The organism is Bacillus sp. bc15, assembly GCF_900142585.1.
In the GTDB taxonomy this organism is placed as follows: Bacteria; Bacillota; Bacilli; order Bacillales; family Bacillaceae_G; genus Bacillus_A; species Bacillus_A cereus.
This window is the reverse complement of the sequence record NZ_FRBJ01000001.1, coordinates 1,156,883-1,181,459: the sequence shown is the minus strand read 5'-3', so window position 1 is coordinate 1,181,459 and position 24,577 is coordinate 1,156,883. Positions and strand designations below refer to the sequence as shown.

Here is a 24,577-nt window from a genome sequence, read left to right as displayed (position 1 = left end):
TCCAATTGGAAAGGAGCTTTTTCATATGTATGGTGTTAGATTAGCCTTCGATAATTTCGTATTCTTCGTCTGCAAGTAATAAAATTTGTGTTTTCTTACCTTTGTTTTGAACTTCGATTACATCGTATGCACCTAAGTCTCTTACTTTGCTTTGAGAAGCGTTAACCATAACTTCCATAGAATCAATTAAGATATCTTCTTCAATGTATGATTCAGGCAATGCCATATCTTCAGTTTCTAATACACATGCGTATAGATTTTGTAAGTTTTCAGCAGTTGGGTTTTGTTCCTCAACATCAATGATGTTTTTTACTGCTTCCATATTTTCTTCTTTTACTTGGTATACTTTAATTTTAGCCATTGTTTTAATCTCCTTTATAACGTAATCGTAGAGGCTACACTTCATTATAACGTTTTTTTCATGAAAGATGAAATTGTTATATGTATTTATAGTAAAAATTATGTGTTATTACTCATTATTGGTGTAATTCCCTTACTAATATTATGAATAGGTAACGATATTCCTACGTTAAAGTTATATTGTCCAAGCTTTTTTGTTTTCCTTTCATATATATGTATTAGCTATTCTATCTAAAGAAGGGATGGAGTGTAAGTGGATTGTGAGCCGAAACGTGATTGTGGATGTTGCCAAAATAGTATATGTGAATTTTTACAAAGTCTAGAACCGTATACTAAAGTTGAAAGTATTGTAATAGCAGGAAACGAAATCGTTGTATCCTATTTTCTTTCGTTTAATGTGATGAAAGGGATTGTATCATTTGTACAAGAAGACAGTGAGGTTATATTTGTAGATTGCTCAAAAATTGATGCAATCCGAATAGGAAAAGTTTGTAGTTGCAAATCGAAAGTTAAATATATTGAAGAGGACTTTAGCTTGCTAGGAAATGTGTGCCCGCAATGTTTAACAGAGGGGAGCACAATCTTTTTCGATTTTCATGATCCAGAATTAAATTTATCTTTACAAGCGAAAACAATTGATGCACCTATATGTACTGAATTTACAGATGAACTTGGGAATATAGTAAAGCAAGTTGCAATCGTAGGTGAAGCAATTGTTTCTAAGGATTTTGTTCAAGTACCTGAACTGTTAGATTTTCGATTAGTTTTATCGGATACTGCTGCGAACCCTTTGAAGTTTGGAATACTATTCATTAATTTTCCTGATATTACATTCATTATTCTTTTCGCATCTAGTGGATACTTAAACATTTCAAATTGTTTAAAAGTAGAGAGTGGAACTGGTAATATCGAAATAGAAGAGCTGAAAAAAATGATAAAGGATGACGATAACACGTACAAATCGGTTGTTAAATTGACTAAGGTATATAAGAATGGTGAGACGGAATCTTTTATTTCTAAGAAGGAGTTATAACGCATTTTTTGATAAATCCTCATACATTATGTTGAGGGTTTATACATACACGATGTATATTCTAAAGTTTAAAAAGTGAGATACTCTTTTTTTATTAGATGTTATAATAATTTTATATTTGTGAATAATTTATAATTATATAAAATTTTAGTTTAATAGGTGTTTGCTTATATGGTAAGTGGTTTATTTAAAAATTATATATATTGAATCTTAAATATTTAGAATACGATTGATTTTAAAGAAGGCGGGAATGTAAATGATATATGAAGCGAATATACGTACAAGAAAAAAACTAGTTTCTATGTTTGATGATTTCAATAACGTTGTTTTACTTTCTTATTTACAAGGACATATGGGTACTGCTTGGGTAAATGATCTTGAAAATCCAACAGTAGCACAAGTTACGGTAGGAATTTTCACATTTTACGCTGGAGACCCAAATGTGCAAGAAACAGAAGAGTTATTACGTAATATTCCAGAAAGAATTTTAGCTATCGTAAATAGTGAAGAGTGGAAACAACGCCTAGAAACATTCCATGAAAGAAAAATAGATAAGTTTTTACGTTATAAATTCAAACGAAATCCAGAAGTTTTTAATCGTTCAAAATTACAATCTTTTATATCAACACTTCCAAAAGGATATGAGTTAAAAAGAATAGATGAGCATATCGCAAATAGCCCTACATTACATAAGATCTCCGAAGATTTTACAAGTCAATTTCAGTCGGTAGAAGATTATATAAACCGTGGTATAGGTTATAGCATTTTATATAACGGAGAAGTTGTATGCGGTGCATCCTCGTATAGTATTTATAATGATGGAATTGAAATTGAAGTTGCGACTGATCACAATCATAGAAGAAAAGGTTTGGCAACTGTAGTTAGTGCAGCTCTTATATTGGATTGCTTAGAAAATGGAAAGTATCCAAACTGGGACGCAGCGAATACTACATCTGCTAACCTAGCAGAAAAGTTAGGATATGTTTTTGATAAAGCGTATGATACTTATTTTGTGGATAATAGATGAGTGAAGGAATTACATACTAAAAAATAAATGCGCCCTAGTACGTAAGTCTAGGGCGCATTTATTAGTTGGTAAATATCTTCATAACAATCTTATCACATTTTATCTTTTGAATGTTTGGAATTAAAGATATTTATGTGACTTTTTGAAAAAATAAAAGAGCAGCTAGCAAAAGCTTACTGCTCCTCTCCAAGGGAGAATGGAGAAATACAATCATGTTACCTATAGTATTGACGGAACATTAAGTTTTAATCAGCCATTTATAAAAGGAGAGATAAAATATCTTTAATTAATCCTTAGGTTCCGATTAGGAGTACTAATAGAAAAACGATTGAGAATATACTTTGTTATCCCGCATTAACGGGCAGTAAAACCCCCACTGATTAAAGTTTCGCTTTATTACATTTACAATTTAAATAGTAGAACGTGTTTTTCGTAGTTCTCCAAACACCAATTATATTTTTTTATAATAATTGGATGGACTGCTTCTTTCGTAGTATCGACTTCAGTATAGCCATATTTCTTATAAAAGTTTTCTAATTCCTCAAAAGGAAGACAATATACATCTTGTATTTGTGATTTTCTCGCAGTTTCCACTAAAAATGAAACAAGCTCACCAGCTAATTGTAGCCCTCTAAATTGAGGCAGAATAAAAATTCCACCCATTTCTAAAGTATCTGCATCTATTTGGACTAATCGTCCAACACCTGCATACTCATTGTTATATGTAATAATTGCAACTTTATCTCTCTTTAAATCACTTCTTACAAATCCTATTGAGTCATATTGATTATTAACCCATTCTAAATCGTTAGATGTGGCCAATTGAATACTCATATACATCCTCCTTGGAAATACTAGCGCTCTCTTCATTATATAGAACATAACATACTATATCAAAAGAACCTTGAGATAGCACATTTGTTTAAGTTATTAGTTAAAAGTTTGGGATTGCTGGCATTGAAATGTAGGCTTCACCAAATATAGGATAATAATGTTGTGAATTTAGTGTTACATAGTCAAAATAAAAAATAGTTCATGTGTTCGATAACGCACGATTGTTTAAGTGTAGAGAAAATCATAGGGGTATTTTAATTAGTAGCTACTGTATTCATTGAAGCTATTAAGGAAATGTGGTAATCGCCAGCCTTATTGATACAAATCATATTAGGATTTAGTAAAAAACTCTTCCTGAAAAAGAGGGAGATTAAAGATAAGAGCACTTCGAAAAGTGCCCTTCAGTAATGACTACTCATTCTAAAAAGAAAGGATGCAATATATCATATGAAGTTTAGTGTATTTAATTATGGGCCTTTTATATAAAAGTTTTATTTTGTTCCGAATAAAAAGGCGGTTGTTTCCGCAACCACCTTTCAGTAAAACAAAGCACTTTTTATGAAATAAATTATGGATGATCCCTAAAAAAGGTTATAGGATATACCCACATTTTTATAACTAAAGTGACGAACTCAGGTTATAAGGAAGGAACAATTATATTGTATGAAATCTATTCTAGAGTAGTCACAAAGAAAGTTGTCTTCTTATTAGAAGGCAGCTTTTTTTATTAGAAAAAGAAGTAGAAGATTAAGTTACTTGTCCAAACAAATTTTAAAAAAATACATAAAATGCTATTAGTTAGTCAATATTTTAATATTGCTAATTTTTAAGACTAAAAGGGGTGATTTTATGTGTGAATGTGAAGTTTGTAGACGAAAGAAAAATCGGGATCCATTAAACCGGGAGTTTGAGCCGAAAAAACGAGTTCCTGAGCCAAAAAAAGAGGATTGTGAGCCAAAAAAAGAGGACTGTGAATCAAAAAAAGAAGATTGCGAATCATTAAATTATTATTCATTTAGTAAAAATGCAAATTTTTTAGAAAAAGCTATACAAACAGATGAAATCGATCAAATTTCTGAGGAATATATTGAAATAGTAGATTCAGCAGATGTACAAGTTACTACTACAGATACAAAAGCTGCGCTATCTATCCAAGCTGCATTACAAGCAGCTATTGTGGTTGTGGTAAGTATTTCTATAGCAGATAGTGAAAAGGCAGATAAAATAACACAAGAATTGTTTCAAAAATCATCTATTAAACAAATTAATAGACAAAAAACATTTATTAAAAATTCCAGAAACGTAACCGTAACAACTACTGATACAGATATTGCAGTGAATATTCAAATTCTCCTTCAAATTTTATTAGCGTTACTAGTTAAATTAAATATTTTATAAAGTGTCTATCCCATTTATATTTAGCTATAAGGGTTCACTCTAAGTAAATATTTTTTTGTTGTAATATGTGGTACAAGCTTGGACTTCTCATTATGACTGAATTAATATTCAAGATTAATGGGAAATTAAGTGTGGAAAACTACACAATAACAAAGGTGAACTTATAATTTAACATTGAATAAAACTTATATATGTGAAGTAAAGGAAGGCTGTCTTCTTATTAGAAGACAGCTTTTTGATTTTATTAGTAAAAAGAAGTGAAAATAGAAGATTAAGTTACTTGTCCAAGCAATTTTTATTTAAATGCATATAATGCTGGTAGTTATTTGAAATTTTTATAGGAAACTGATAGGAGTGAACATTGTAAATGGATGATTTAAATAAATTTTCTTCCTTTAAGTTTGATAAGGATCAAAAGAATATAATTATAGACCTTTTACTCTCAGATATTTTTAATAGGCATGGAATCAATGAAGAAAAACTAAAAAATTTATCACCAGAAAAAAAGCAGCAAATTAAAAGTATTGTTTCTGAAATACAATCACAAGTTAATAATTATTTAGATTGAAAGGGGGTGAACGTATGGACAAAACATGTCATTCAGATGAAAATAAAAAGTGGAGTGCATTAGATTCCTCAAATCCTCATCCGTCTTTTAAAAATGCTAGCGTTTCAGAAGCAGCTGCGCAAGAAAGTAAAACGTACCAAATTTCTGAAGAATCTATTACAATTGTAGATTCAGCAGATGTAGAAGTTACTACTACAGATACAAAAGCTGCTTTATCTATTCAAGCAGCATTACAAGCAGCTATTGTGGTTATAATAAGTGTTTCTATAGCAGACAGTGAAAAAGCTGACCGTGTAGCACAAGAATTGTTTCAAAAATCATCTATTAAACAAATTAATAAACAAGAAACGGTTATTAGAAATTCTAGAAATGTTACAGTTACGACTACGGATACAGACATAGCAGTAAATGTTCAAATTCTTCTCCAAATTTTATTAGCTTTACTAGTAAAATTAAATATTTTATAAAATGTTTAACTTGTTTTTTATCTAGTGATTCTTACAGGTGAATATTCACTGTTTTAATTATAGTACAGGCTATAAATATTAATCATAACTGGACTAATATTTAACATCGCCAAAATAATAATGAGAACAATGTGATGGAAAATAAATTTTGGTTATTTTATGAAAATTTAAAAGCCATTTCCTTTATTGGATTTGGCTTTTAAATTTTAAACAGTATGAATTTGAAAAGATTATATTAAGATAAAGAATCAAAATATAATGATACAAAATACTTATAAAATTATTCGTGTTATAGAAAAATAATAAGAAAAAGGTGTTTAAAATAGAATCATTTTCATTAATAGTTCAAGTTTTGAAGAATAGTGCATACAATATAAAGTGTTTTCCTTTCTTCATTTAAGTTTTACGTATATAATTTAAAAGTACTATTTTTATTTTATTATTTTATATTTATAACAGAATAGAGGTTTAAAAATGGGTGTTAAAATCATTACGGATAGTGCGGCGGATTTACCAGTAGAATTGCTGCAAGCATATGATATTGATTTAATTCCACTCCGTGTATATGATGAAGCAGAAACAGAGTATTTAGATGGAGTAACATTAGAGTCAGTTACATTATTGCAAAAAATGAGAGAAGGCGCTGTTTATAGAACGTCATTGCCTTCACTTGAAACTTTCCAAGAAAAATTTGTTTCTTATGCAAAAGAAGGTAATCCTTGTATATATTTAGCTTTTTCATCTGAACTGTCTGGTACATATCAATCATCAGTTGTCATTAAAGAGGAAGTAAAAGAAACATATGTAGATTTAGATTTAGAAATTATTGATACGAAATGTGCTTCGCTTGGTCAAGGTCTTGTCGTTTTAGAAGCTGCTAAAATGGCAAAAGATGGCGCATCAAAAGAAGATATTTTAAACCGTGTCGCTTTTCTAATGAACCATATGGAGCACATCTTCACTGTAGCTGACTTACAGTACCTTGTTAGAGGTGGACGTTTAAGTAAAGTAGCTGGTTTTATCGGTGGTTTACTAAACATTAAGCCGATCTTAAACGTGGAAGAAGGAAAACTTGTACCACTTGAAAAGGTACGAGGAAAAAAGAAAGTATTAAGCCGTATTGTTGATATTATGGAAGAGCGTGGTAAAGACCTTAAAGGTCAAACAATCGGTATGACTCACGGTGACGATTTAGAAACAGCTGAAGCATTAAAAGCATTAATTACGGAAAGATTTGGCTGTGAAGTATTTATCGTAAATACAATTGGTGCAGCAATCGGAGCACATACAGGACCTGGCGTTATAACGTTATTTTTCTTAAATGAAGTAGAGTAAAGGATTGATCTTTTGATCAATCCTTTTTTATTTTTTAATCTGTGATAATCGGTCGTTATGGTATTGATGAAGATAAAACCTTTGAAGTTTTCCTATATCAAATGCAATCTTGTAGAGGGAGTATTTTTTATATGTGGAATGATACTTAATGGTAGAAGAAAAGAGTATAAATAAGAATGTATTTATAGGAATCTGAATATTTAATGATATCGAAATTTTGTCATTTCATATATAATTGTGTAGGGAGAAATATCTGTAACTATTTGTAAAAATAGGAGGCGGCTATAAAAATGCAAGAAATTGCTAGATGGGATTTAAATCGACTGTATTTGAATGAGGATATTCTATTTCCGATTTTGGAGTTGAAAGAGCAATATTTTGTAACAAAAGATGTAGAGATTCTTTCAAAGCTTATACAAGTTATTGAAAAAGCAGAATACTATTTGTACTGTCAATCGGTTGAAGAAAGTGTTTCATCTGACCTTACTAAATTGACTGTGAAAGTGAAGGAACTAAAAAGTGAAGTACAGCAAGTAATAAAACATAATGAAGTGGAAACTTCAGATAATACTAAGTTAATAAAAGATGAACTTAATGCGTGGGAAAATATGTACATACAATTACGGGATAGGATAGAAATAGCGCACAATAACAAACAATTATCATTTGGACAAGCAAATAACATTGCAATGAATAGTGATAATGAAAAGGAAAGATTAGAATTATTCGAGTTACTTACAAATGCATTAAATAAAGAAAAAGAAATCTTTGCTACTGTATTAAATCAAATAGGGAGATTACGTAATATAAAGAGTAATGAAATAGAAGATAGAGAGATTTTAACACAATCTTTTCATGCGAATGGCATTTCAGAAACTGTATTATTACAAATGTGGAATGTGACAGAAGAAAACCTTGATAAATTAGTAAGTGCTTTAAGCGTGTATAAGAAAGGGAAAGCTTCGATTACATGGCATGAACTTATGACAGTAAAGGAAAGTAATGAGGTTACTATTCCTTTTTCAGTAGCAGTACAAAACGTTTATGATGCATGTAAGAATATTGATGAAGAATTAGCAGTATTTGCACGTAATGCGATAGAAAGTGGATGGATAGATGCTGAACCGAGAGAGAATAAACCACCAGGTGGGTTTTGTGCTCCATTTTTCAGTGAGAAAGAATCGAGAATCTCCATGCATTATGATGGGAGTATAGATAGTGTAAGAGTGCTCGCTCATGAATTAGGACATGCTTGGCATTTTTATAATATGAGTTTTGAACAATCTACATCTTTTTTAGATGATTATTTGCCGATGAGTACGGCTGAATCAGCATCTATTTTCTTTGAAACGGTACTCTTAAATTATCTAATTGAAACAACTGATAGTAAAGATATGAAAAAGGCATTGCTTAGCTGGAAAATAAGAAATAGTTTTAATTATGTAATGGCAATACGAGCATCGTACCAGTTTGAAAAAACATTTTATGAAAAATGTAAAGAGGGTCCATTAAGTGCTGATGAAATTGAGAAATTATCTATAATGGCACAAAAAGAAGCATATGGAAATTCTTTAAGTGAATACCAGCCGTTTGTATGGATGAAATATATTCAATTTTATATAGCAGATGTTCCTTTTTACAATTATCCATACACATTTGGATATTTAGTAAGTTTTAGTTTATTAGAAATAGCTCAAGAAAGTAAAAGTACTTTTCATCCGAAATATAAAGAGTTTTTAAGAGAAACAGGAAAGGCTCCAGTAGAGGAGCTTATGAAAAAATATTTTGAAATAGATATAAGAAATTATGAATTTTGGAATAAGGCTTTTATTCAAATTTCTAAAGACATTGATGAATATTTGCAGCTTATGTAAGGGGAGAGTATAGTGGATCAACAGTTTATAAAAGGTATACCTTTTTCAACTTTAGAATATGCAAAAGCTATAAGTTTATTAAAAGGTTGGATACATGAACAACAAGAGAAACCAAGGTTTGTAGTAACTGCAAATCCTGAAATTGTTATGTCTGCAAAGGAAAATACGGAAAAATCAAAGCAGTTTAAAAAGATGTTACTATCTGCGGATTTAATAACAGCGGACGGGATTGGTGTCATAATTGGCTCGAAAATATTAAAAGGAACTTTGAAAGAACGTGTTACTGGGGCGGATTTAACTCACGATTTAATAAAATATTGTAACGACAATGAATATCGTGTCTTTCTTTTTGGAGCCGCTCCAGAAAGTAATAAAAAGGCATTAGAAAAATTAAATGAGCAGTTCCCAGGAGCACAGTTTAAAGGACAGCATGGATTTGTAAATGGTGAAGAAATAGAAAAAATAAAAATAAAAATTAAGCAATTCAAGCCGCATTTACTACTCGTAGGACTAGGTTCACCAAAACAAGAAGAGTTCATCTATGAAAACATACAAACATTAAACGTTCCGCTATCTATTGGTATCGGAGGCATGATTGATATAGTATCTGGTACTGTAAAAAGAGCACCGAAAATGATGAGGGATACTGGAACTGAATGGCTGTATAGGTTACTCTCACAGCCGAAAAGATTGAAGAGGCAACTTGTACTTCCGAAATTTTTATTGTCGGTTATGTTAGAGAGAGTGAAAGGAATGCCAAGCTAAGAAAGGACAAGTAAGATGATAGAGCCGTTATCTAATGAAAAAGCTACAATGATTTTTCAAGAGCTGAAAGTAGAATGTGAAACTTTATTTGAATTTAAAATTCGAAATGCAATACCTATTCATCGTGGTTGGCTAAATTTGAAGTGGAAACTCGAAACGGATGCAGGGGATTTTGTATTAAAGCAATATAATCAAGAACGGTACAAAATGTATAACTCAGACCTTTTAATACAAGCATTACAACAACAGCAAAGATTACATAATAATGGTGTAAGTTGTCCAAGGGTATTAATTTATAAAAATAATGTAATGCATATATCAAAAAGTGATGAAAGATTTATAGTATTAGAACATAAGGAAGGTAGCTTAGTTTCACCAGGAAAAGTGAATCAAAAGGAAATTCACTCTCTTGGTCAGACGATAGGTTATATGCATAACTTGTTAAATGATGGCTCTTTAATAAAAGGAGAAAATCCTAAATTTGTTCCACCTACTAAAGAGGCGAGATTGAAACATTGGGAAGAAAAAATGAGAGAAGTAGAGAAGCTAGGAAAAGAGCACATTCTCTCTTATATAAAATTACAGCAAGAAGCAACACAATTGGTAAACACAGAACAATTTCATAATAGCCAACGGGGATGGGTGCACCGTGATTTATGGGTAGATAATTTCTTGTTTCTTAATGATAAAGTATCAGCGATTCTTGATTTTGATCGCATGGATTACGATTATGTAGAGTTAGATATTGGCCGTGTAGTTATATCGTGCGCATTAAGTGACGGAGTATTAAATAAGAGTCTTGTTGCATCATTTTTAGAAGGGTACCGAAATGAAGTAGACTTTCCAGTAGGGAATATTGTTCGGGCAATTCAAATGCTTTGGTACATGGAGAGTACTTGGTGGATCCATGCCAATATGGATCAGCATAGTGTACCACCTTCACGCTTTGCAGATGAAATGAATTGGATAGCTGAAAATTATGGTGTATTACATAATATATTGGCCGACTTATAAATAAAGAGGAGACTACATACATGAACAGAATCGGCATTATTGGAGCAATGCAAATTGAAATAGATTTACTTTTAGAAAAACTAGTTATACAAGAGGAACAGACAATAGCGGGAATGCCTTTTTATATTGGAGAATTCATGGGAATAGAAGTAATTATTACACGTTCTGGTGTAGGGAAAGTAAATGCAGCTGCATGCGCGCAAACATTAATTCATAAATTTGATGTAGACTCTATCATTAATACGGGCGTTGCTGGCGGATTACATTCAGATGTAAAAGTCGGCGATATAGTTATTTCAACGAATGTTACTCATCATGATGTAAGTAAAACTCAAATGAAAAACTTATTTCCGTTCCAAGAGGAATTTATTGCAAGTAAGGAATTGGTAGAGTTAGCACGTAAAGCTTGTATTAGTAGTAGTTTACAGATTGCAGTTCATGAAGGAAGAATTGTCAGCGGTGAATGTTTTGTTGAAGATTCAAAGTTAAAGGCGAAATTAATAGACGAATACGCACCTCATTGTACAGAAATGGAAGGGGCAGCAATTGGACATGTTGCCTATATAAATGATATACCGTTTCTCATTATAAGATGTATTTCTGACAGCGCAGATGATGAAGCTCAAATTTCTTATGATGACTTCGCGAAAACTGCTGCGAATTATTGCTCAGAAATTATTATTGAGATGCTTAAAAATATAACGAGTAAAACTGTACTATAGTTCAAAAGGAGAGAATGGGATGTTACAAGCATTAATTTTTGATATGGATGGTACGTTATTTCAAACAGATAAAATTTTAGAATTATCATTAGATGATACTTTTGATCACTTAAGATCATTACAATTATGGGATACAGTAACACCAATTGATAAATATAGAGAAATTATGGGTGTGCCGTTACCGAAAGTTTGGGAAGCTTTATTACCAGACCATTCTATTGAAATAAGAGAACAAACAGATGCATATTTTTTAGATAGACTTATTGAAAACATAAAAAGCGGAAAAGGCGCTTTATATCCAAATGTAAAAGAAATATTTACATATATAAAAGAAAATAATTGTTCCATTTACATTGCTAGTAATGGTTTGAAAGAATATTTACGAGCAATCGTAACTTATTATGCTTTAGACAAGTGGGTGATTGAAACGTTTAGTATTGAACAAATACAATCGCTAAATAAAGGTGACTTAGTTAAAAGTATTATGAACAAATATGATATAAAAGAGGCAGCGGTAGTTGGTGACCGGCTATCTGATATAAATGCAGCGAAAGACAACGGTTTACTTGCAATTGGGTGTAATTTTGATTTTGCGCAAGAAGATGAACTTGCTCAGGCTGATGTAGTAATAGATGATTTAATGGAGTTGAAGGGGATATTACCTGCTGTACAGAGGTAAATAAAGTGTGTGCGTTTTTTGCCAAGTCCTATATGTCTTAGTTTATGGAGGGAATATGATTAAAAATAATTTTAAAATTAGTAATATTCCTGCGGTTTTATGGGGAGATAAGAGTGATAAAATTTTTATTGCAGTACATGGAAATATGTCAAATAAGGAAGATACAATTATTCAAATATTAGCTGAAGAAGCCAAACAAAAAGGTTATCAAGTATTAAGCTTTGATTTACCTGAGCATGGAGAAAGAAAAGATGATAATACTCCTTGCAAAGTACAGATTTGTGTTAGTGAATTATCTATAATTATGAATTATGCAAAAGAACATTGGAAAGAAATAAACGTGTTTGCATGTAGTATGGGAGCGTATTTTAGCCTTTTAGCTTATCAAAATGATGTGGTAGAAAAGGCATTATTTTTATCACCAGTAGTTAATATGGAACGAATTATCGAAAATATGATGAAATGGTTTAATGTAACACCAGAGCTTTTGCAAAAAGAAATGATTATAGAGACACCTATTGGTCAAAAGTTATATTGGGATTATTTATGCTATGTAAAAGAACATCCTATTAATATATGGAATATAGATACATATATTATGTACGGAGCCAAGGATGAACTGTGCGAATTTGAAACTATTAACTATTTTACAAAAAAACATCGTTGTGAATTAGAAGTTATGGAGACGGGTGAACATTACTTTCATACTGAAGAACAGTTAAAGATATTTGAACAGTGGTTACACAAACATATCGATTAACAAATTACAATTTATTTTGAACCTGTTAGAGAAGAATGAGAAATATATAAACTTATAGTATATTTGAGAGAATTTATAAATGGTGAATGTATACACTTAAACAAACACATGCTTTAATTCGATAAGAATTAAACAACTTTAAAGAGCCTTATCACACACTAGATTGTAGCAAGGCTCTTATATTTTCATAATAAAATTAATCAACTGTATTATCGGTTTAGATATGAAGTGAAGAATACGCACGCTATAAATTACATAAAGTAACAACCATAAAAATGCTCAGAATAAATGATTCTCGAGCATTTTATATATTTTCGTACTTAGGGGGAATGGACTTGAAAGATATACATATTCAACAAATAGAAAATTTAATGGGATATGAATTCAGTCATCTCGTTCAAGACAGTGAAGAAGAAGGTTTTAATTTCCTTATAAGGCTAATAAGTGAATATAAAAACGAAATAAATACATTCAATAAAACTGGAGAATGTTTATATGGTATTTTTCAAGGTGATATGTTAATTGGAGTTGGAGGTTTAAATGAGGATCCGTACACAAAAGACAATAAGATTGGGCGGTTAAGGAGATTTTATATTTCAAGGGATTATCGGCGTTTAGGGTTAGGGAACTTATTATTAAACCAACTATTATGTCATGCGGAAAAGTATTTTGAAGTGATTGTTTTACATACTGACACGAAGCAAGGGGATGTGTTTTATACTGCGAATGGATTTGTAAAAGGGGGATTATATAAGGGATCGAGTCACTACAAACTATTATAGAGATTGCTATCCAAATAATAGCTACGAACAGGTTTTTTGTTGGTAAATCGATATATCTTAAAAATCGCTGATATATGAAGTTGCGATCCTTATATTAAAAACCAACTTTTATAATTTCATTTACTAAATTGTTATTATAAAAAAGAGCACCTTAGCTTTTAAAATTTAGCTTATAAGGTGACTCCTTTTCAGTCAATTACGTTTTAACGTTCATTTGTTTCAATAATAATCCTGGTTTACCTTTTACATAATAAAAATGCGGATTATTTTCATCATCATAAAGCATAATATAAGGCTTTTCATTTAGTGGGAGCAGTATAAGTACTTCGTCTATTGTAGTGTGTAACCATTGATTAGTAATAGAAACCGGCTTAGATAATGGGATTTTTATCATATAGCCATCTTTTGGAACGACATTTAAGTTTTTAAATGGACCAGTAATTGCTTTAGCGTATTGAACTGCTTCTTTTTGGACTATTGGATCTAAAGATTGTTTTTGAATGACCATTTCTTTTTGACAATCAAACACTTCAATTTGTTGATTTGTATTTGCTAATGCATTTGTTGATAATAGAAATAAAAGAAGAGAAATGACCCCGATTTTTTTTATCATAATACAACACCTCACCATTACTATCCCCTCAAAAGCTTTAAATATTTTTCTGTCACATTCATGTAACAAAGATGTTGTATGATACAATTGGTTTTTGTTTAAAAGCAATGGAGGAAAAAATATGAAAGTTTTAATTGCAGATGACGAACAAGATATGTTAAGAATTTTAAAAGCTTATTTTGAAAAAGAAGGCTTCGAAGTTTTATTAGCGAAAGACGGAGAGGAAGCACTTCAAATATTTTATGATGAAAAAATTGATTTAGCTATTTTGGATTGGATGATGCCAAAACATAGTGGTATTACTGTCTGTCAGGAAATAAAAAAGAATTCAAGCGTAAAAGTATTAATGCTTACGGCGAAAAGTGAAAGTGAAGATGAATTAGCAGCACTTCAAAGCGGGGCAGATGAGTACGTGAAAAAACCATTTCATCCAGGAGTACTAATTACGCGAGCGAAAAAGCTTATTCAGCATGATGATATTATTCAAGTACAAGATGTAAAGATAAATTTCGCCAAAAATAAAGTATATAAAAATGATATAGAGTTAGAAATTACAAAAACAGAGCTCGAATTAATAAAATGCTTTTTAAATCATAAAGGAACGATTTTAACTCGTAAAAAATTGCTAGATATTGTATGGGGATTTGACTATTTTGGAGAAGAGAGAACGGTTGATACACATGTAAGAAGGCTGCGTAAAAAAATTGGAGAAAATATTATTAAGACGCATCGCGGGCTGGGCTATAGTTTGGAGGAACAAAGTGAATAAACTTGGGAAAAAGTTATTTTTAAGTATTTCTGCAACTGTTATTCTCATCTTTATGATTTCATTATTATTCATTAACAATCTCTTACCGAACTATAATATTTATAAAACACGTGAAAACTTAAATAAATTTACAACACAGATACAAAATACAACAGTGGAAAATATAGAGGATGTTATTCATACAGTTGAAAGTGAAAATAACGTTACAATTGCGTATACGCCAATTAATCAGTCAGAAGATGCTATGAACGAAGCGTTACGCATGCAACTTACGAAAAAGAAAGTAACTTTAAATAAGCTTTGGATTACGAAAGACGAAGTTATGAAAGTGAAGACGGAAGGGCAATCGAATAAACTGTACGATCAAGGAAAGGTAAAAGCGAGTTTTTTTGCTAAATATATTGCGAAAGATGATACGATAATTTTAATTGGGACTTCCATTGCGAATTCAAATGAAATTATAAATACGTTAAATACATTTTACTTATACATCGTATGTTTCTCGCTCCTTCTTATTATTTTACTTGTGTGGATACTTTCAAAAATAATAACGACGCCACTTAAGGAGCTAAGTGATGTGGCTCAGGATATTTCACATTTGCAGTTTAAAAGAACGAAAGTGAAAACGAATGATGAAATAGGAGAGTTGGCCAATAGTATTAATATCATGAGTGAAAAACTACATGAGGCACATCAAGACTTAACTGATCGTAATGAACATTTAAAACGATTTATGGGTGATGTAACGCATGAATTAAAGACACCGATCGCATTAGTAAAAGCATACTCTATGGGGATTAAAGATGGATTAGATGATGGGACTTATGTAGATACAATTATTAAACAAACAGATCAAATATCAAACTTAATTGAAGAACTATTACGATTTTCTAAACTAGAAAGAGATATTTTACAAAAAGAAGAATTCTCCATTGAACCACTGGTCCAGAGTATATTAGATAAGCATCAGATTGACCTGGATTCGAAAGCAATTGACTTACAAGTAAACTGTAATACGGGTGATACAATCGTTTATGCAGATTTAAATAAAATGAGAATGGTATTTCAAAATTTAATTTCTAATGCAATAAAATATACAGCAAATCAAAGCATAATAATTACTTTAGAAGATAGAAATAAAAGTATATATTTTCAAATAAAAAATGGCATTCATACGGATAAAATTAAAGATACCGAGAAAATTTGGGAGCCTTTTTACGTACTAGAATCTTCTCGTAGTAAAGAAAAATCAGGTACAGGATTAGGACTAGCGATAGTGAAAAGTATTTTAGAAAGACATGGTTTTGAATATGGAGTTTCCTCTATAAATGGAGAAATTCAATTTTATATAAATGTGAAAAAGGACTAATGAAAATTTAGTCCTTTTTGCAGCTTTAGAGGTTAGCGATACAGGATGAATCACCAAAATTTTCAAAATTGATGTATTAAATGGAGAATTAGCAAATGTTCTACTTTCATTAAATTCACGTGAAGTTCACAGGGAAACGTTATATTTACATAGTTACATTTGAATTTAATGAAGTGAGGTATTCGGATTTGAAAAGAAAGAAATTAGTAATTGGTAGCATTTTAATGGGGATGACGTTATCTTTATCTGCATGTGGTTCATCAGATAATATTGTAACTACAAAATCAGGAAGCATTTCAGAAAGTGATTTTAACAAAAAATTAAAAGAAAACTATGGTAAACAGAATTTATCTGAAATGGTAGTAGAGAAAGTATTAAATGATAAATATAAAGTTACGGATGAAGAGGTAACGAAACAACTGAAAGAATTAAAAGACAAGATGGGCGATAATTTTAATACATATATGGAATCTAATGGTGTGAAAAATGAAGATCAGTTGAAAGAGAAATTAAAGCTTACTTTCGCTTTTGAAAAAGCTATTAAAGCAACCGTAACGGAAAAAGATATTAAAGATCACTATAAGCCAAAGCTTCAAGTTAGCCATATTTTAGTGAAAGATGAAAAGACAGCAAAAGAAATTAAAGAAAAATTAAATAGTGGCGAAGATTTCGCGGCATTGGCTAAACAATATTCAGAGGATCCAGGTTCTAAAGAAAAAGGTGGAGAACTATCTGAATTTGGACCAGGTATGATGGTGAAAGAATTTGAGGATGCTGCATATAAGTTAGAAGTTGGTCAATTGAGTGAACCTGTTAAATCTTCTTTCGGATATCATATTATTAAGCTAACGGATAAAAAAGAGCTTAAACCATATGAGGAAGAGAAAGAGAATATTCGTAAAGAATTAGAACAGCAACGTATACAAGATCCTCAATTCCATCAACAAGTTACTAGAGATCTGCTTAAAAATGCAGATATAAAAGTATCTGATAAAGACTTGAAAGATACCTTTAAAGAGTTAGAAAAATAATAAATGGAATGTAAGACAATCGATAGAAATATCGGTTGTCTTTTTCTCTATTTTTCCGGCTATTTGCCGGGCAGTAAGACCCCAAAACTCAAAATTCAGCGGAAGCAAAGAAGTTAGGTGGGGGCCCCGCTGCCCGTAAACGCCCGATTGGTGAGGGCTCACTTTATATAGAAGCTGGGAATGGGAAAATACTTTCACACCTGTATTGAATTTTACTTAATAAGAAATCTTTGAGTTTCTCAACTATTATATAAAAATAAAACTGAATTTTCAGTTATTTTGTTATATAGTAAAAGAGAACGAATAAGGGGAGGGAACATTTTGAGTAAAAAGAAAATGGCAATTACACTGTCAGCAATGCTATCTGCAACAATTATACCTAGCTTTACTATGGATGTGCATGCAGAGAAGAAAGAAGAGACTAAAAATACGAAAATTGAATTAGAAAATGGGATGACAAAGCCGATTTATTCTCTCGATGAAGCCATTATCGAAAATTTATATGTAGAGACAGAAGTTGATAGTGATCGCGACGGTAAGAAAGACAGAGTATCGATAAAAGTTATGCGTCCAAAGACAGATTCGAATGTGAAGGTTCCTGTTATTTATGAAATGAGTCCATATCGATCTGGATTAAAAGATGTTCCTGTATATAATGTAGATGAAGAATTGTATGCGTATGAAGGAAAACCGTATGGAGCGGTTAATCTTGGTTCGTATGGGAACTATTACGTGCCAAGAGGTTATGCAGTTATTCTAGGCGAAAGTATCGGTACTGGAAAATCAGATGGATGCCCTACAACTGGAGATGAACAAGAAATACTCGGTACAAAGTCTGTTATTGATTGGGTAAACGGTCGCGCGAAAGCATTTACAGAACAGGGTGAGGAAGTTCAGGCAAATTGGTCTACAGGAAATGTAGGTATGACTGGAGTTTCTTATAATGGTACACTACCAAATGCTGTTGCGACTACTGGAGTTGAAGGTTTAAAAACAATTATTCCAATCGCAGCAATTAGTAGTTGGTATGATTATTATCGTGCAAATGGTGCAGTAATTGCGCCAGGCGGATATCAAGGAGAAGATACAGATAATATGGCAGAAGCAGTACTGACAAGGGAAAATCCTGAAGTTTGCGGACAAGTTATAAAAGAGTTAACGGCTGGACAAGACCGAAAAACAGGTAATTATAATGATTTTTGGGATAAACGCAATTATGTAAAAGATGCTAAAAATGTAAAAGCAAGCGTATTTGTTGTTCATGGTTTAAATGATTGGAATGTTAAGACGAAGCAGTTCGCGCAATGGTGGGATGCACTCGGAGAAAATCATGTACCTCGTAAAATGTGGCTACACCAAGGTGGTCATGGTGGGACATCAAGTAATAACTGGCAGCAAACACAAAATAAATGGTTAGATTATTGGTTGTACGGAATTGAAAATGGAATTATGGATGAACCAATGGTTGATGTGCAAAGAGAAAATAAATCGTGGCAAAAGATAAAAAATTGGCCAGATCCAGCGGCTGTACCTTCAAAAATCCGTATGTATTTAAGTAATAAATCAGTCAATTTTCCACTAAGTATGGGATCTGTTAATAAAGTTTTCTCATTCTTAGATGATGCACAAATGAAATCAAATCAATTAGTAGCAAACCCAGAATTAGAAGTAGCCAATCGATTAGTATATACAATGCCTGTACTGCGAAAAGATACACGCATAAGTGGTACACCAAAGATTTCAATTACAGGAAATATTGATCGATCTGTATCAAATTTAACAGCATTACTTGTTGACTATGAAGGAACGAAGCCGGAAATCGTAACGAGAGGCTGGATGGATCCACAAAACTTAAATAATATAGAAGATTCAACAGCGATTCAACCGGGCAAAGATTATACATTCACATGGGACATGCAGCCAGATGATTATGTCTTTAAAGCTGGACATCAAATAGGGATCGTTTTAATTGCTAGCGACTATGATTATACAATTAGACCGAAAGCGGGCACGAAACTTACAGTGAAATTAAGTGAAGTGACATTGCCGATTGTGAAATAAATATCTTTTCCAAAGAGCTTACTAAAGTAAGCTTTTTGTTTTATAGTCTGAATTTTTAATTTTATATTTCAAATTGGAAGGTTATGTAATACAATATCATTATATTCTATGGAAAGTGAGTGATATATTATGACAGTCAGCTCTTTCGAAAGCGCATTAAAATTAGAGGTACGAGAAGATTAGTTGAATTGGAATCTTCCGTACGTAAAAACGGAGGAGAAAATAAATGTTTAGTTTTTATAGTACACTTTGTACGGAACTGTATGATTACACAAAACCAGTCGGTTATTCTTTAAATGGTGATATTGAGTATTACAAAGAACGTTTAAAAGATTGTAGAGGTAGAATTCTCGAAGCTGCAGTAGGTTCAGGGCGTGTCATCATTCCGCTTCTAGAGGCTGGTTTTAAAGTGGATGGGATAGATTATTCACCTGAAATGCTTGATTCTTGCCGTAAGCGGTGTAAAGAGAGAGGCTTACATCCTAATTTATATGAAGGAAGCTTGCAACAATTTTCACTTCCGCATAAATATGAGGCGATTATCATTCCTACTGGATCTTTTTGTTTAATTGAAAATCGTGTGGATTCTATAAACGCATTGAAATGTTTTTATGAACATCTTAATCCAGGCGGCCGATTAATCGTAGATATTATGCTTCCGCATGACTGGAAGACTGGGGAAATTCATACATCGACTTTTTCTTTGCCGAGTGGAGACGGAATCACATTAGAAAATAAATCAATTGAAATAGATTGGCTGAACCAAGTTACTGTATCATATTTGAAATATGAAAAGTGGAGTAAAGGACAGCTAGTACAAACAGAGTTACAACGTTTTGCGCTGCGCTGGTATGGAATAGTAGAGTTTAAACTCCTTTTAGAAAGTATAGGTTTCTCTAACATTACTTGCTCTGCTGAATATGTTTATGAAAAAGAACCGTCAAATGCAAATCAAATGATTACTTTTGAAGCTCTGCGAAACGAAAAATAGAGAACTATCTATGGAAACAAGGCAGTCAATACAAAATCGACTGTCTTGTTTCCATTGTCCAAGCATTCTCCTACTAACTACATATACTATTTATGTTAAAATCGGTCACTATTTTAAACAGGACTGCTATTTTAATATATATAACTATGCAGGGAAGAGGGGAGAATAAATTTGGAGAACGTAGAACAAGATAGAATTGAAAATCAAGTGTATTCAAATCGTGTAGTAAGATCAGAATTTGATTCGAATTGGGAAACTTGTATATCAAAGAGTGGTTATGTAATTTATGTAGCAACAAGTAATAATGCTGAAGTAATAGTGCTTCTTGCAGATGGTTCAAGTAAATTATTAATTTTCGAAAAAGGCGGTAAAGTAGTAGTTGGTGGCGGTGGAACAAGTCATTACAGTAAGCCGCATATTGCAAGAAATATTTAAGGTAAAACATGTTAATTGAGAAGAAGCTGAAAGACGGTTAGTCATTCATATTTAGAGAATGACTAACCGTTTTTAAATGTAGTTTTTGAAGAATTATATATGTTATAGTATAATAGTGTTTTAAAACAATGTTATTTTAATATATTTCAAATTTTGTTATGTATTATTTTTATATTAAATTAGCACCTAAAGTATTTTTTTATATAAGGAGTAGTAATTAGAGAAATGAAAAATATAGACTTTATACTAGAAAGTGATGAGGCATTAAAACCGTCTGAACGATTAGTACTATTATTATTAGAGAAGCATAGAATGTTATATACGAACGATCTATTGGCATTATCAAATTTATCATATAAAACATTAACAGATTCATTAACGGCGCTTGTTTTAAAATCGTATGTGTTAAAGGAAACAGGTAAGGGAAGAAGACAGAATTGCTATAGATTAGTATGATAAGGCAGCTGTTTTAGAGATTTTTACATATGTTTTTTAATCGTAAGGCGAAAATGTGTTTTTGGTTTTCAAACGAAAAACTTACTATAAGAGGGGCTAAGATAGTAGTATTTCATTTTTGTAAGTGTAATTATTTCGTCATTGAAAATACAAAAATAAAATAAACCGCATAAAACAGAAATAAAAAAACAATCCATTTTAAAAATGGATTGTTTTTTTATTGGAATAATATTATTTGATATGTTGAAAGCATGAATAGCAGAATAAACATTACCTGTTTTAGTTCATGCAACTGAACGAATACGATGAAAACTATGTGTATAGTTTTTTTTATTGCTTTTTTCAGTAACTCTAATGAAATCATAGTCTTTATTGTTTAAAGGTATTATTTTAAACATTATTGCTATTCAACATTAAGTACAAAAGTAATTTATAATATTATTATGTAAACTTAAGTTTTTAAAAGGAAAATGTAATAATTAATAGAACATGTAGAAGGGGATGCTTAAATATTTTGAAGGATAGGAGATTATTATGGAGCATTTACAATCAATAGTACAAGCTGTTTTAAGTGGTCATAAGGAAAAAGTAGTGGAGTTTATAAAGGCGAGTCCAAGTATTGTTAACGAATGTAGTGAAGATGGATGGACACCACTTCATTTAGCAGCTTATTTTGGACAGAAAGAAATAGCGAGTTTTCTTTTAGAAAGCGGTGCAGATATACATAGTAGAGCGAAAAACGAAAATGAAAATACGCCTTTGCAAGCAGCAATTGCGAACAAGCAAAGTGAACTTGTTGCTTTCTTAATTGAAAAAGGATCAGATGTAAATATTATGCAAAGTGGTGGCTGGACAGGACTTCACGAAGCGGCATTATTAGGAAATGAAGAAATAATTATGTTACTCCTTAAAAATGGAGCTAATAAGATGATAAAGAAAAATGATGGGAAAACAGCGTATGATATTGCATTAGAAAAAGGATATGATCATCTATTACATCATTTGAAACAGGAAGTGAACTTATGATGAATAAATGGAGTGTTGGTATATTTTTATTTAATGAAGTAGAAGTGTTAGACTTTGCAGGGCCATTTGAAGTTTTTTCTGTAACTGAGGTGAATGAAGAAAAACCATTTACTGTTTATACCGTTAGCGAGAATGGGGAAATGATTACAGCAAGGAACGGATTGAAGGTACAGCCAGATTATAGTATTGAAAATTTACCACCAGTGGATATTTTAATAATTCCGGGTGGGCTAGGTGCTAGAGAATATGAAATAAAAAATGAAATAGTAATAAAATGGATTCGCCAACAAATGAAAGAAGTAAAGCTGATGACTTCAGTTTGTACAGGAGCGCTATTACTGGCGAAAGCAGGTTTACTGGAAGGTTTAAAAGCAACAACACATTGGGCTAGTATTGAAAAGTTTAAAAATGAGTTTCAAAATGTTGAAGTTATAGAAAATGTAAAGTTTGTAGATGAAGGACATATTATAACATCTGCCGGAATTTCAGCTGGAATTAATATGGCATTTCATATTGTGAAAAACTTGTTAGGTATGCATGTTGCGGAGGACACAGCGAAGCGAATGGAGTATGATATTAGTTTGCCAAATTAAAAAGCCCGGATTGGGCTTTTTATATTGAATGAATATAGTTAAGCTCTTCATCACTCAAAATAGGGCGAACAGATGCATTTGCATTTTCTTGTGCTTGCATTCCGGTTTTGGCACCAGGAATTACAACACTTACTGCCGGATGAGAGAGTACATAGCGAAGTGCAAGTTGCCCTAGGGTCTGATTTTTATTTGAGAGCAATCGAAGTTTTTCTACGGTTTGTAAGTCTTCTTGAAACCAAGTTTCATTTGGCCATTCTTTGCGTAAATCTCCATCTGGAAAAATTGTTTTATTTGTGAATTTTCCAGTTAAAATGCCCATTTTTAATGGACCACGAATAATAGCTCCTAGATTTTTCTCTTGTAAGAATGGTAATATATCTTTTTCAGGTTTTCGATTTAATATATTGTAATCAAGTTGTACGATATCAATTTCGTTGTTGTTATTGAAATGATGAATGTATTGTAAATCATGAGTCGAAACACCGACTGCCCTTACTTTTCCATCACGTTTTAATATGTCAAATGCACGTAGAAATGCTTCTGTTTCTCTACGATTATGCCACCAAATATGACAAAAATAAAGATCAATATAATCTGTTTGAAGACGTTGTAAACTTGTTTCAAATACGGCGATGATTTTTTCGGGAGTATCATATACAGGAACTCCATTAGGGTCGTAGTGGTGTCCGATTAAACCACCTTTCGTTGATAGGATAATATCATTACGATGTCCTTTAATCGCGGTAGCCACCAACTTTTCACTATGTCCTAAACCATACACATCCGCAGTATCAATAAAATTCACACCACACTCAATTGCTTTTTTTATAGCAGTTATAGATTGTTTATCGTTAACAGGTCCCCATTCATCACCACCGATTGCCCATGCCCCAAAACCTATTTCAGAAACAGTTATTCCAGTTTTACCTAATGTGCGGTAATGCATATTTCCCCTCCTTGTAAGCATGTTATAACATGGATATGTGAGGTAAGAATTTTGTGTGTGAAAAAACTCTTCTACAATAGTAGAAAAAGAATTACAGAAACTACTATTTTATAGCAGCATGTATAAAAAAAAACAGTGTAAATGTAGAAATGTCGTCGAATGCTATCTTTAATTGGTTAATTTATGGGATATTTTTGTGAAGGAGTTTATTTTATAAGAATAGAATTTAGTTTAGTAAGAAAACGTGCCGATGATAGTGAAAAATATGGGTTAGGGGGATTTGAATGAGGAAACTCAAACGAGTAAATGTTCCTAATATACCAGAACAATCATCACAACCTAGTGACAAGCGTAAGATAAATAAAAAGAAGTTAAGGCGTCTTATTTTAATGGTCCTTTTTATTGCGGCAACTACTCTGTATGTTCAATATATTTTAACGAAACAACAAGAAGTAATTGATAAAAAGAAAGATACGATTACGGATCAAAAGAAACAATTAGTATCTTTAAAGAAAGATAAAGGTTCTTTAAAGACTAACATAGAAAATTTAACAGACGATGAAGAAGAAATTTTGAAGTTTGCGAGAAAAGAGTATCAATTTTCTAAGTCAAATGAAACTATATTTGTGATGCCAAAGTAATAAAAAACAGCTAGCCATTGAACTGCAC

Annotated in this window: 27 protein-coding genes; 23 read left to right on the top strand and 4 right to left on the bottom strand. The window is 31.7% G+C overall.

The features are described 5' to 3' along the window. Window positions 1–40: 40 nt before the first annotated feature. Window positions 41–361 (bottom strand): hypothetical protein, encoded by a 321-nt coding sequence (locus tag BUA87_RS05930; RefSeq protein ID WP_001062742.1) that lies wholly within the window; start codon window positions 359–361, stop codon window positions 41–43. Between the two features lie 252 nt (window positions 362–613). On the opposite strand from BUA87_RS05930, the gene BUA87_RS05925 reads away from it, so the two are divergent. Both BUA87_RS05925 and BUA87_RS05920 read left to right on the top strand, forming a co-directional pair. Next, window positions 614–1,393 carry a BC_2878 family exosporium-associated protein gene (locus BUA87_RS05925; RefSeq protein ID WP_071714224.1) on the top strand — a complete coding sequence of 260 codons (780 nt, stop codon included), beginning with the start codon at window positions 614–616 and terminating at the stop codon, window positions 1,391–1,393. 256 nt (window positions 1,394–1,649) lie between these two features. After that, window positions 1,650–2,420, top strand: a complete 771-nt coding sequence (locus tag BUA87_RS05920; protein ID WP_072938753.1) for a GNAT family N-acetyltransferase — start codon at window positions 1,650–1,652, stop codon at window positions 2,418–2,420. Between the two features lie 402 nt (window positions 2,421–2,822). Here the strand turns inward: BUA87_RS05920 and BUA87_RS05915 are convergent, their stop codons facing one another. Further along, complete coding sequence (locus tag BUA87_RS05915) at window positions 2,823–3,254, bottom strand: GNAT family N-acetyltransferase (protein WP_000027160.1); 432 nt, start codon at window positions 3,252–3,254, stop codon at window positions 2,823–2,825. A gap of 849 nt (window positions 3,255–4,103) precedes the next feature. On the opposite strand from BUA87_RS05915, the gene BUA87_RS05910 reads away from it, so the two are divergent. The 11 genes from BUA87_RS05910 (at window position 4,104) to BUA87_RS05860 (ending at window position 13,618) form a co-directional block, all read left to right on the top strand. After that, complete coding sequence (locus tag BUA87_RS05910; protein ID WP_072938750.1) at window positions 4,104–4,652, top strand: spore coat protein; 549 nt, start codon at window positions 4,104–4,106, stop codon at window positions 4,650–4,652. A 367-nt stretch (window positions 4,653–5,019) separates the two neighbouring features. Continuing rightward, window positions 5,020–5,220, top strand: a complete 201-nt coding sequence (locus tag BUA87_RS05905) for a spore coat protein W (protein WP_000342253.1) — start codon at window positions 5,020–5,022, stop codon at window positions 5,218–5,220. Window positions 5,221–5,234: 14 nt separating this feature from the next. Beyond that, window positions 5,235–5,687: a spore coat protein gene (locus tag BUA87_RS05900; RefSeq protein WP_000361677.1), complete on the top strand. Its 453-nt coding sequence runs from the start codon at window positions 5,235–5,237 to the stop codon at window positions 5,685–5,687. A gap of 474 nt (window positions 5,688–6,161) precedes the next feature. Further along, window positions 6,162–7,022: a DegV family protein gene (locus BUA87_RS05895; protein ID WP_000538280.1), complete on the top strand. Its 861-nt coding sequence runs from the start codon at window positions 6,162–6,164 to the stop codon at window positions 7,020–7,022. A 290-nt stretch (window positions 7,023–7,312) separates the two neighbouring features. After that, a complete protein-coding gene (locus tag BUA87_RS05890) occupies window positions 7,313–8,896 on the top strand; it encodes a M3 family metallopeptidase (RefSeq protein ID WP_016512675.1) in 1,584 nt (527 codons plus the stop codon). 12 nt (window positions 8,897–8,908) lie between these two features. Continuing rightward, window positions 8,909–9,661 (top strand): WecB/TagA/CpsF family glycosyltransferase, encoded by a 753-nt coding sequence (locus tag BUA87_RS05885; protein WP_000372650.1) that lies wholly within the window; start codon window positions 8,909–8,911, stop codon window positions 9,659–9,661. A gap of 15 nt (window positions 9,662–9,676) precedes the next feature. Beyond that, the gene (locus tag BUA87_RS05880; RefSeq protein WP_000572384.1) at window positions 9,677–10,675 is read left to right on the top strand and encodes a phosphotransferase; all 999 of its coding nucleotides are present in this window, start codon (window positions 9,677–9,679) and stop codon (window positions 10,673–10,675) included. Window positions 10,676–10,695: 20 nt separating this feature from the next. Continuing rightward, window positions 10,696–11,397 (top strand): 5'-methylthioadenosine/adenosylhomocysteine nucleosidase, encoded by a 702-nt coding sequence (locus BUA87_RS05875; RefSeq protein ID WP_025118011.1) that lies wholly within the window; start codon window positions 10,696–10,698, stop codon window positions 11,395–11,397. A gap of 19 nt (window positions 11,398–11,416) precedes the next feature. Beyond that, window positions 11,417–12,076, top strand: coding sequence for an HAD family hydrolase (locus BUA87_RS05870; protein WP_000938413.1), 660 nt, complete (start codon window positions 11,417–11,419; stop codon window positions 12,074–12,076). 55 nt (window positions 12,077–12,131) lie between these two features. Further along, complete coding sequence (locus BUA87_RS05865) at window positions 12,132–12,836, top strand: alpha/beta hydrolase (protein WP_025118010.1); 705 nt, start codon at window positions 12,132–12,134, stop codon at window positions 12,834–12,836. 329 nt (window positions 12,837–13,165) lie between these two features. Beyond that, window positions 13,166–13,618 carry a GNAT family N-acetyltransferase gene (locus BUA87_RS05860; RefSeq protein WP_072938748.1) on the top strand — a complete coding sequence of 151 codons (453 nt, stop codon included), beginning with the start codon at window positions 13,166–13,168 and terminating at the stop codon, window positions 13,616–13,618. 196 nt (window positions 13,619–13,814) lie between these two features. On the opposite strand, the gene BUA87_RS05855 is transcribed toward BUA87_RS05860, so the two are convergent. Further along, window positions 13,815–14,231: a hypothetical protein gene (locus tag BUA87_RS05855; RefSeq protein WP_000591776.1), complete on the bottom strand. Its 417-nt coding sequence runs from the start codon at window positions 14,229–14,231 to the stop codon at window positions 13,815–13,817. 121 nt (window positions 14,232–14,352) lie between these two features. Between BUA87_RS05855 and BUA87_RS05850 the strand changes: the two genes are divergently transcribed. The 9 genes from BUA87_RS05850 (at window position 14,353) to BUA87_RS05810 (ending at window position 22,962) form a co-directional block, all read left to right on the top strand. Next, window positions 14,353–15,000, top strand: a complete 648-nt coding sequence (locus BUA87_RS05850) for a response regulator transcription factor (RefSeq protein WP_000865979.1) — start codon at window positions 14,353–14,355, stop codon at window positions 14,998–15,000. Then, the gene (locus BUA87_RS05845; RefSeq protein ID WP_001037239.1) at window positions 14,993–16,369 is read left to right on the top strand and encodes a sensor histidine kinase; all 1,377 of its coding nucleotides are present in this window, start codon (window positions 14,993–14,995) and stop codon (window positions 16,367–16,369) included. The genes BUA87_RS05850 and BUA87_RS05845 overlap by 8 nt, the downstream gene beginning before the upstream one ends. Window positions 16,370–16,557: 188 nt before the next feature. Further along, window positions 16,558–17,400 (top strand): peptidylprolyl isomerase PrsA, encoded by an 843-nt coding sequence (locus tag BUA87_RS05840; RefSeq protein ID WP_001987511.1) that lies wholly within the window; start codon window positions 16,558–16,560, stop codon window positions 17,398–17,400. A 321-nt stretch (window positions 17,401–17,721) separates the two neighbouring features. Next, window positions 17,722–19,461 (top strand): Xaa-Pro dipeptidyl-peptidase, encoded by a 1,740-nt coding sequence (locus tag BUA87_RS05835; protein ID WP_072938745.1) that lies wholly within the window; start codon window positions 17,722–17,724, stop codon window positions 19,459–19,461. Window positions 19,462–19,687: 226 nt separating this feature from the next. Further along, window positions 19,688–20,452: a class I SAM-dependent methyltransferase gene (locus tag BUA87_RS05830; protein ID WP_000490914.1), complete on the top strand. Its 765-nt coding sequence runs from the start codon at window positions 19,688–19,690 to the stop codon at window positions 20,450–20,452. Window positions 20,453–20,623: 171 nt separating this feature from the next. After that, window positions 20,624–20,887 (top strand): hypothetical protein, encoded by a 264-nt coding sequence (locus tag BUA87_RS05825; protein WP_000432429.1) that lies wholly within the window; start codon window positions 20,624–20,626, stop codon window positions 20,885–20,887. Window positions 20,888–21,112: 225 nt separating this feature from the next. Next, on the top strand, window positions 21,113–21,343 hold the full coding sequence (locus BUA87_RS05820; RefSeq protein ID WP_000789031.1) for a hypothetical protein: 231 nt from the start codon (window positions 21,113–21,115) through the stop codon (window positions 21,341–21,343). A 534-nt stretch (window positions 21,344–21,877) separates the two neighbouring features. Continuing rightward, window positions 21,878–22,369 carry an ankyrin repeat domain-containing protein gene (locus tag BUA87_RS05815; RefSeq protein WP_000400689.1) on the top strand — a complete coding sequence of 164 codons (492 nt, stop codon included), beginning with the start codon at window positions 21,878–21,880 and terminating at the stop codon, window positions 22,367–22,369. Beyond that, window positions 22,366–22,962, top strand: a complete 597-nt coding sequence (locus tag BUA87_RS05810) for a DJ-1/PfpI family protein (protein WP_000981422.1) — start codon at window positions 22,366–22,368, stop codon at window positions 22,960–22,962. Before BUA87_RS05815 ends, BUA87_RS05810 begins: the two co-directional genes overlap by 4 nt. A 19-nt stretch (window positions 22,963–22,981) precedes the next feature. On the opposite strand, the gene BUA87_RS05805 is transcribed toward BUA87_RS05810, so the two are convergent. Then, on the bottom strand, window positions 22,982–23,908 hold the full coding sequence (locus BUA87_RS05805) for an aldo/keto reductase (RefSeq protein ID WP_000559354.1): 927 nt from the start codon (window positions 23,906–23,908) through the stop codon (window positions 22,982–22,984). A gap of 284 nt (window positions 23,909–24,192) precedes the next feature. Here BUA87_RS05805 and BUA87_RS05800 point away from each other — a divergent pair, with 284 nt between their 5' ends. Then, a complete protein-coding gene (locus tag BUA87_RS05800; RefSeq protein ID WP_001228739.1) occupies window positions 24,193–24,549 on the top strand; it encodes an FtsB family cell division protein in 357 nt (118 codons plus the stop codon). The last annotated feature ends 28 nt before the right edge of the window (window positions 24,550–24,577 follow it).

What these genes read in the sequence shown, in the direction of transcription:
- BUA87_RS05930 (WP_001062742.1), bottom strand. Translation starts at nt 361, where the DNA reads ATGGCTAAAATTAAAGTATACCAAGTAAAAGAAGAAAATATGGAAGCA.
- BUA87_RS05920 (WP_072938753.1), top strand. Translation starts at nt 1,650, where the DNA reads ATGATATATGAAGCGAATATACGTACAAGAAAAAAACTAGTTTCTATG.
- BUA87_RS05915 (WP_000027160.1), bottom strand. Translation starts at nt 3,254, where the DNA reads ATGAGTATTCAATTGGCCACATCTAACGATTTAGAATGGGTTAATAAT.
- BUA87_RS05910 (WP_072938750.1), top strand. Translation starts at nt 4,104, where the DNA reads ATGTGTGAATGTGAAGTTTGTAGACGAAAGAAAAATCGGGATCCATTA.
- BUA87_RS05905 (WP_000342253.1), top strand. Translation starts at nt 5,020, where the DNA reads ATGGATGATTTAAATAAATTTTCTTCCTTTAAGTTTGATAAGGATCAA.
- BUA87_RS05900 (WP_000361677.1), top strand. Translation starts at nt 5,235, where the DNA reads ATGGACAAAACATGTCATTCAGATGAAAATAAAAAGTGGAGTGCATTA.
- BUA87_RS05895 (WP_000538280.1), top strand. Translation starts at nt 6,162, where the DNA reads ATGGGTGTTAAAATCATTACGGATAGTGCGGCGGATTTACCAGTAGAA.
- BUA87_RS05890 (WP_016512675.1), top strand. Translation starts at nt 7,313, where the DNA reads ATGCAAGAAATTGCTAGATGGGATTTAAATCGACTGTATTTGAATGAG.
- BUA87_RS05880 (WP_000572384.1), top strand. Translation starts at nt 9,677, where the DNA reads ATGATAGAGCCGTTATCTAATGAAAAAGCTACAATGATTTTTCAAGAG.
- BUA87_RS05875 (WP_025118011.1), top strand. Translation starts at nt 10,696, where the DNA reads ATGAACAGAATCGGCATTATTGGAGCAATGCAAATTGAAATAGATTTA.
- BUA87_RS05870 (WP_000938413.1), top strand. Translation starts at nt 11,417, where the DNA reads ATGTTACAAGCATTAATTTTTGATATGGATGGTACGTTATTTCAAACA.
- BUA87_RS05865 (WP_025118010.1), top strand. Translation starts at nt 12,132, where the DNA reads ATGATTAAAAATAATTTTAAAATTAGTAATATTCCTGCGGTTTTATGG.
- BUA87_RS05860 (WP_072938748.1), top strand. Translation starts at nt 13,166, where the DNA reads ATGGACTTGAAAGATATACATATTCAACAAATAGAAAATTTAATGGGA.
- BUA87_RS05855 (WP_000591776.1), bottom strand. Translation starts at nt 14,231, where the DNA reads ATGATAAAAAAAATCGGGGTCATTTCTCTTCTTTTATTTCTATTATCA.
- BUA87_RS05850 (WP_000865979.1), top strand. Translation starts at nt 14,353, where the DNA reads ATGAAAGTTTTAATTGCAGATGACGAACAAGATATGTTAAGAATTTTA.
- BUA87_RS05830 (WP_000490914.1), top strand. Translation starts at nt 19,688, where the DNA reads ATGTTTAGTTTTTATAGTACACTTTGTACGGAACTGTATGATTACACA.
- BUA87_RS05820 (WP_000789031.1), top strand. Translation starts at nt 21,113, where the DNA reads ATGAAAAATATAGACTTTATACTAGAAAGTGATGAGGCATTAAAACCG.
- BUA87_RS05815 (WP_000400689.1), top strand. Translation starts at nt 21,878, where the DNA reads ATGGAGCATTTACAATCAATAGTACAAGCTGTTTTAAGTGGTCATAAG.
- BUA87_RS05810 (WP_000981422.1), top strand. Translation starts at nt 22,366, where the DNA reads ATGATGAATAAATGGAGTGTTGGTATATTTTTATTTAATGAAGTAGAA.
- BUA87_RS05805 (WP_000559354.1), bottom strand. Translation starts at nt 23,908, where the DNA reads ATGCATTACCGCACATTAGGTAAAACTGGAATAACTGTTTCTGAAATA.
- BUA87_RS05800 (WP_001228739.1), top strand. Translation starts at nt 24,193, where the DNA reads ATGAGGAAACTCAAACGAGTAAATGTTCCTAATATACCAGAACAATCA.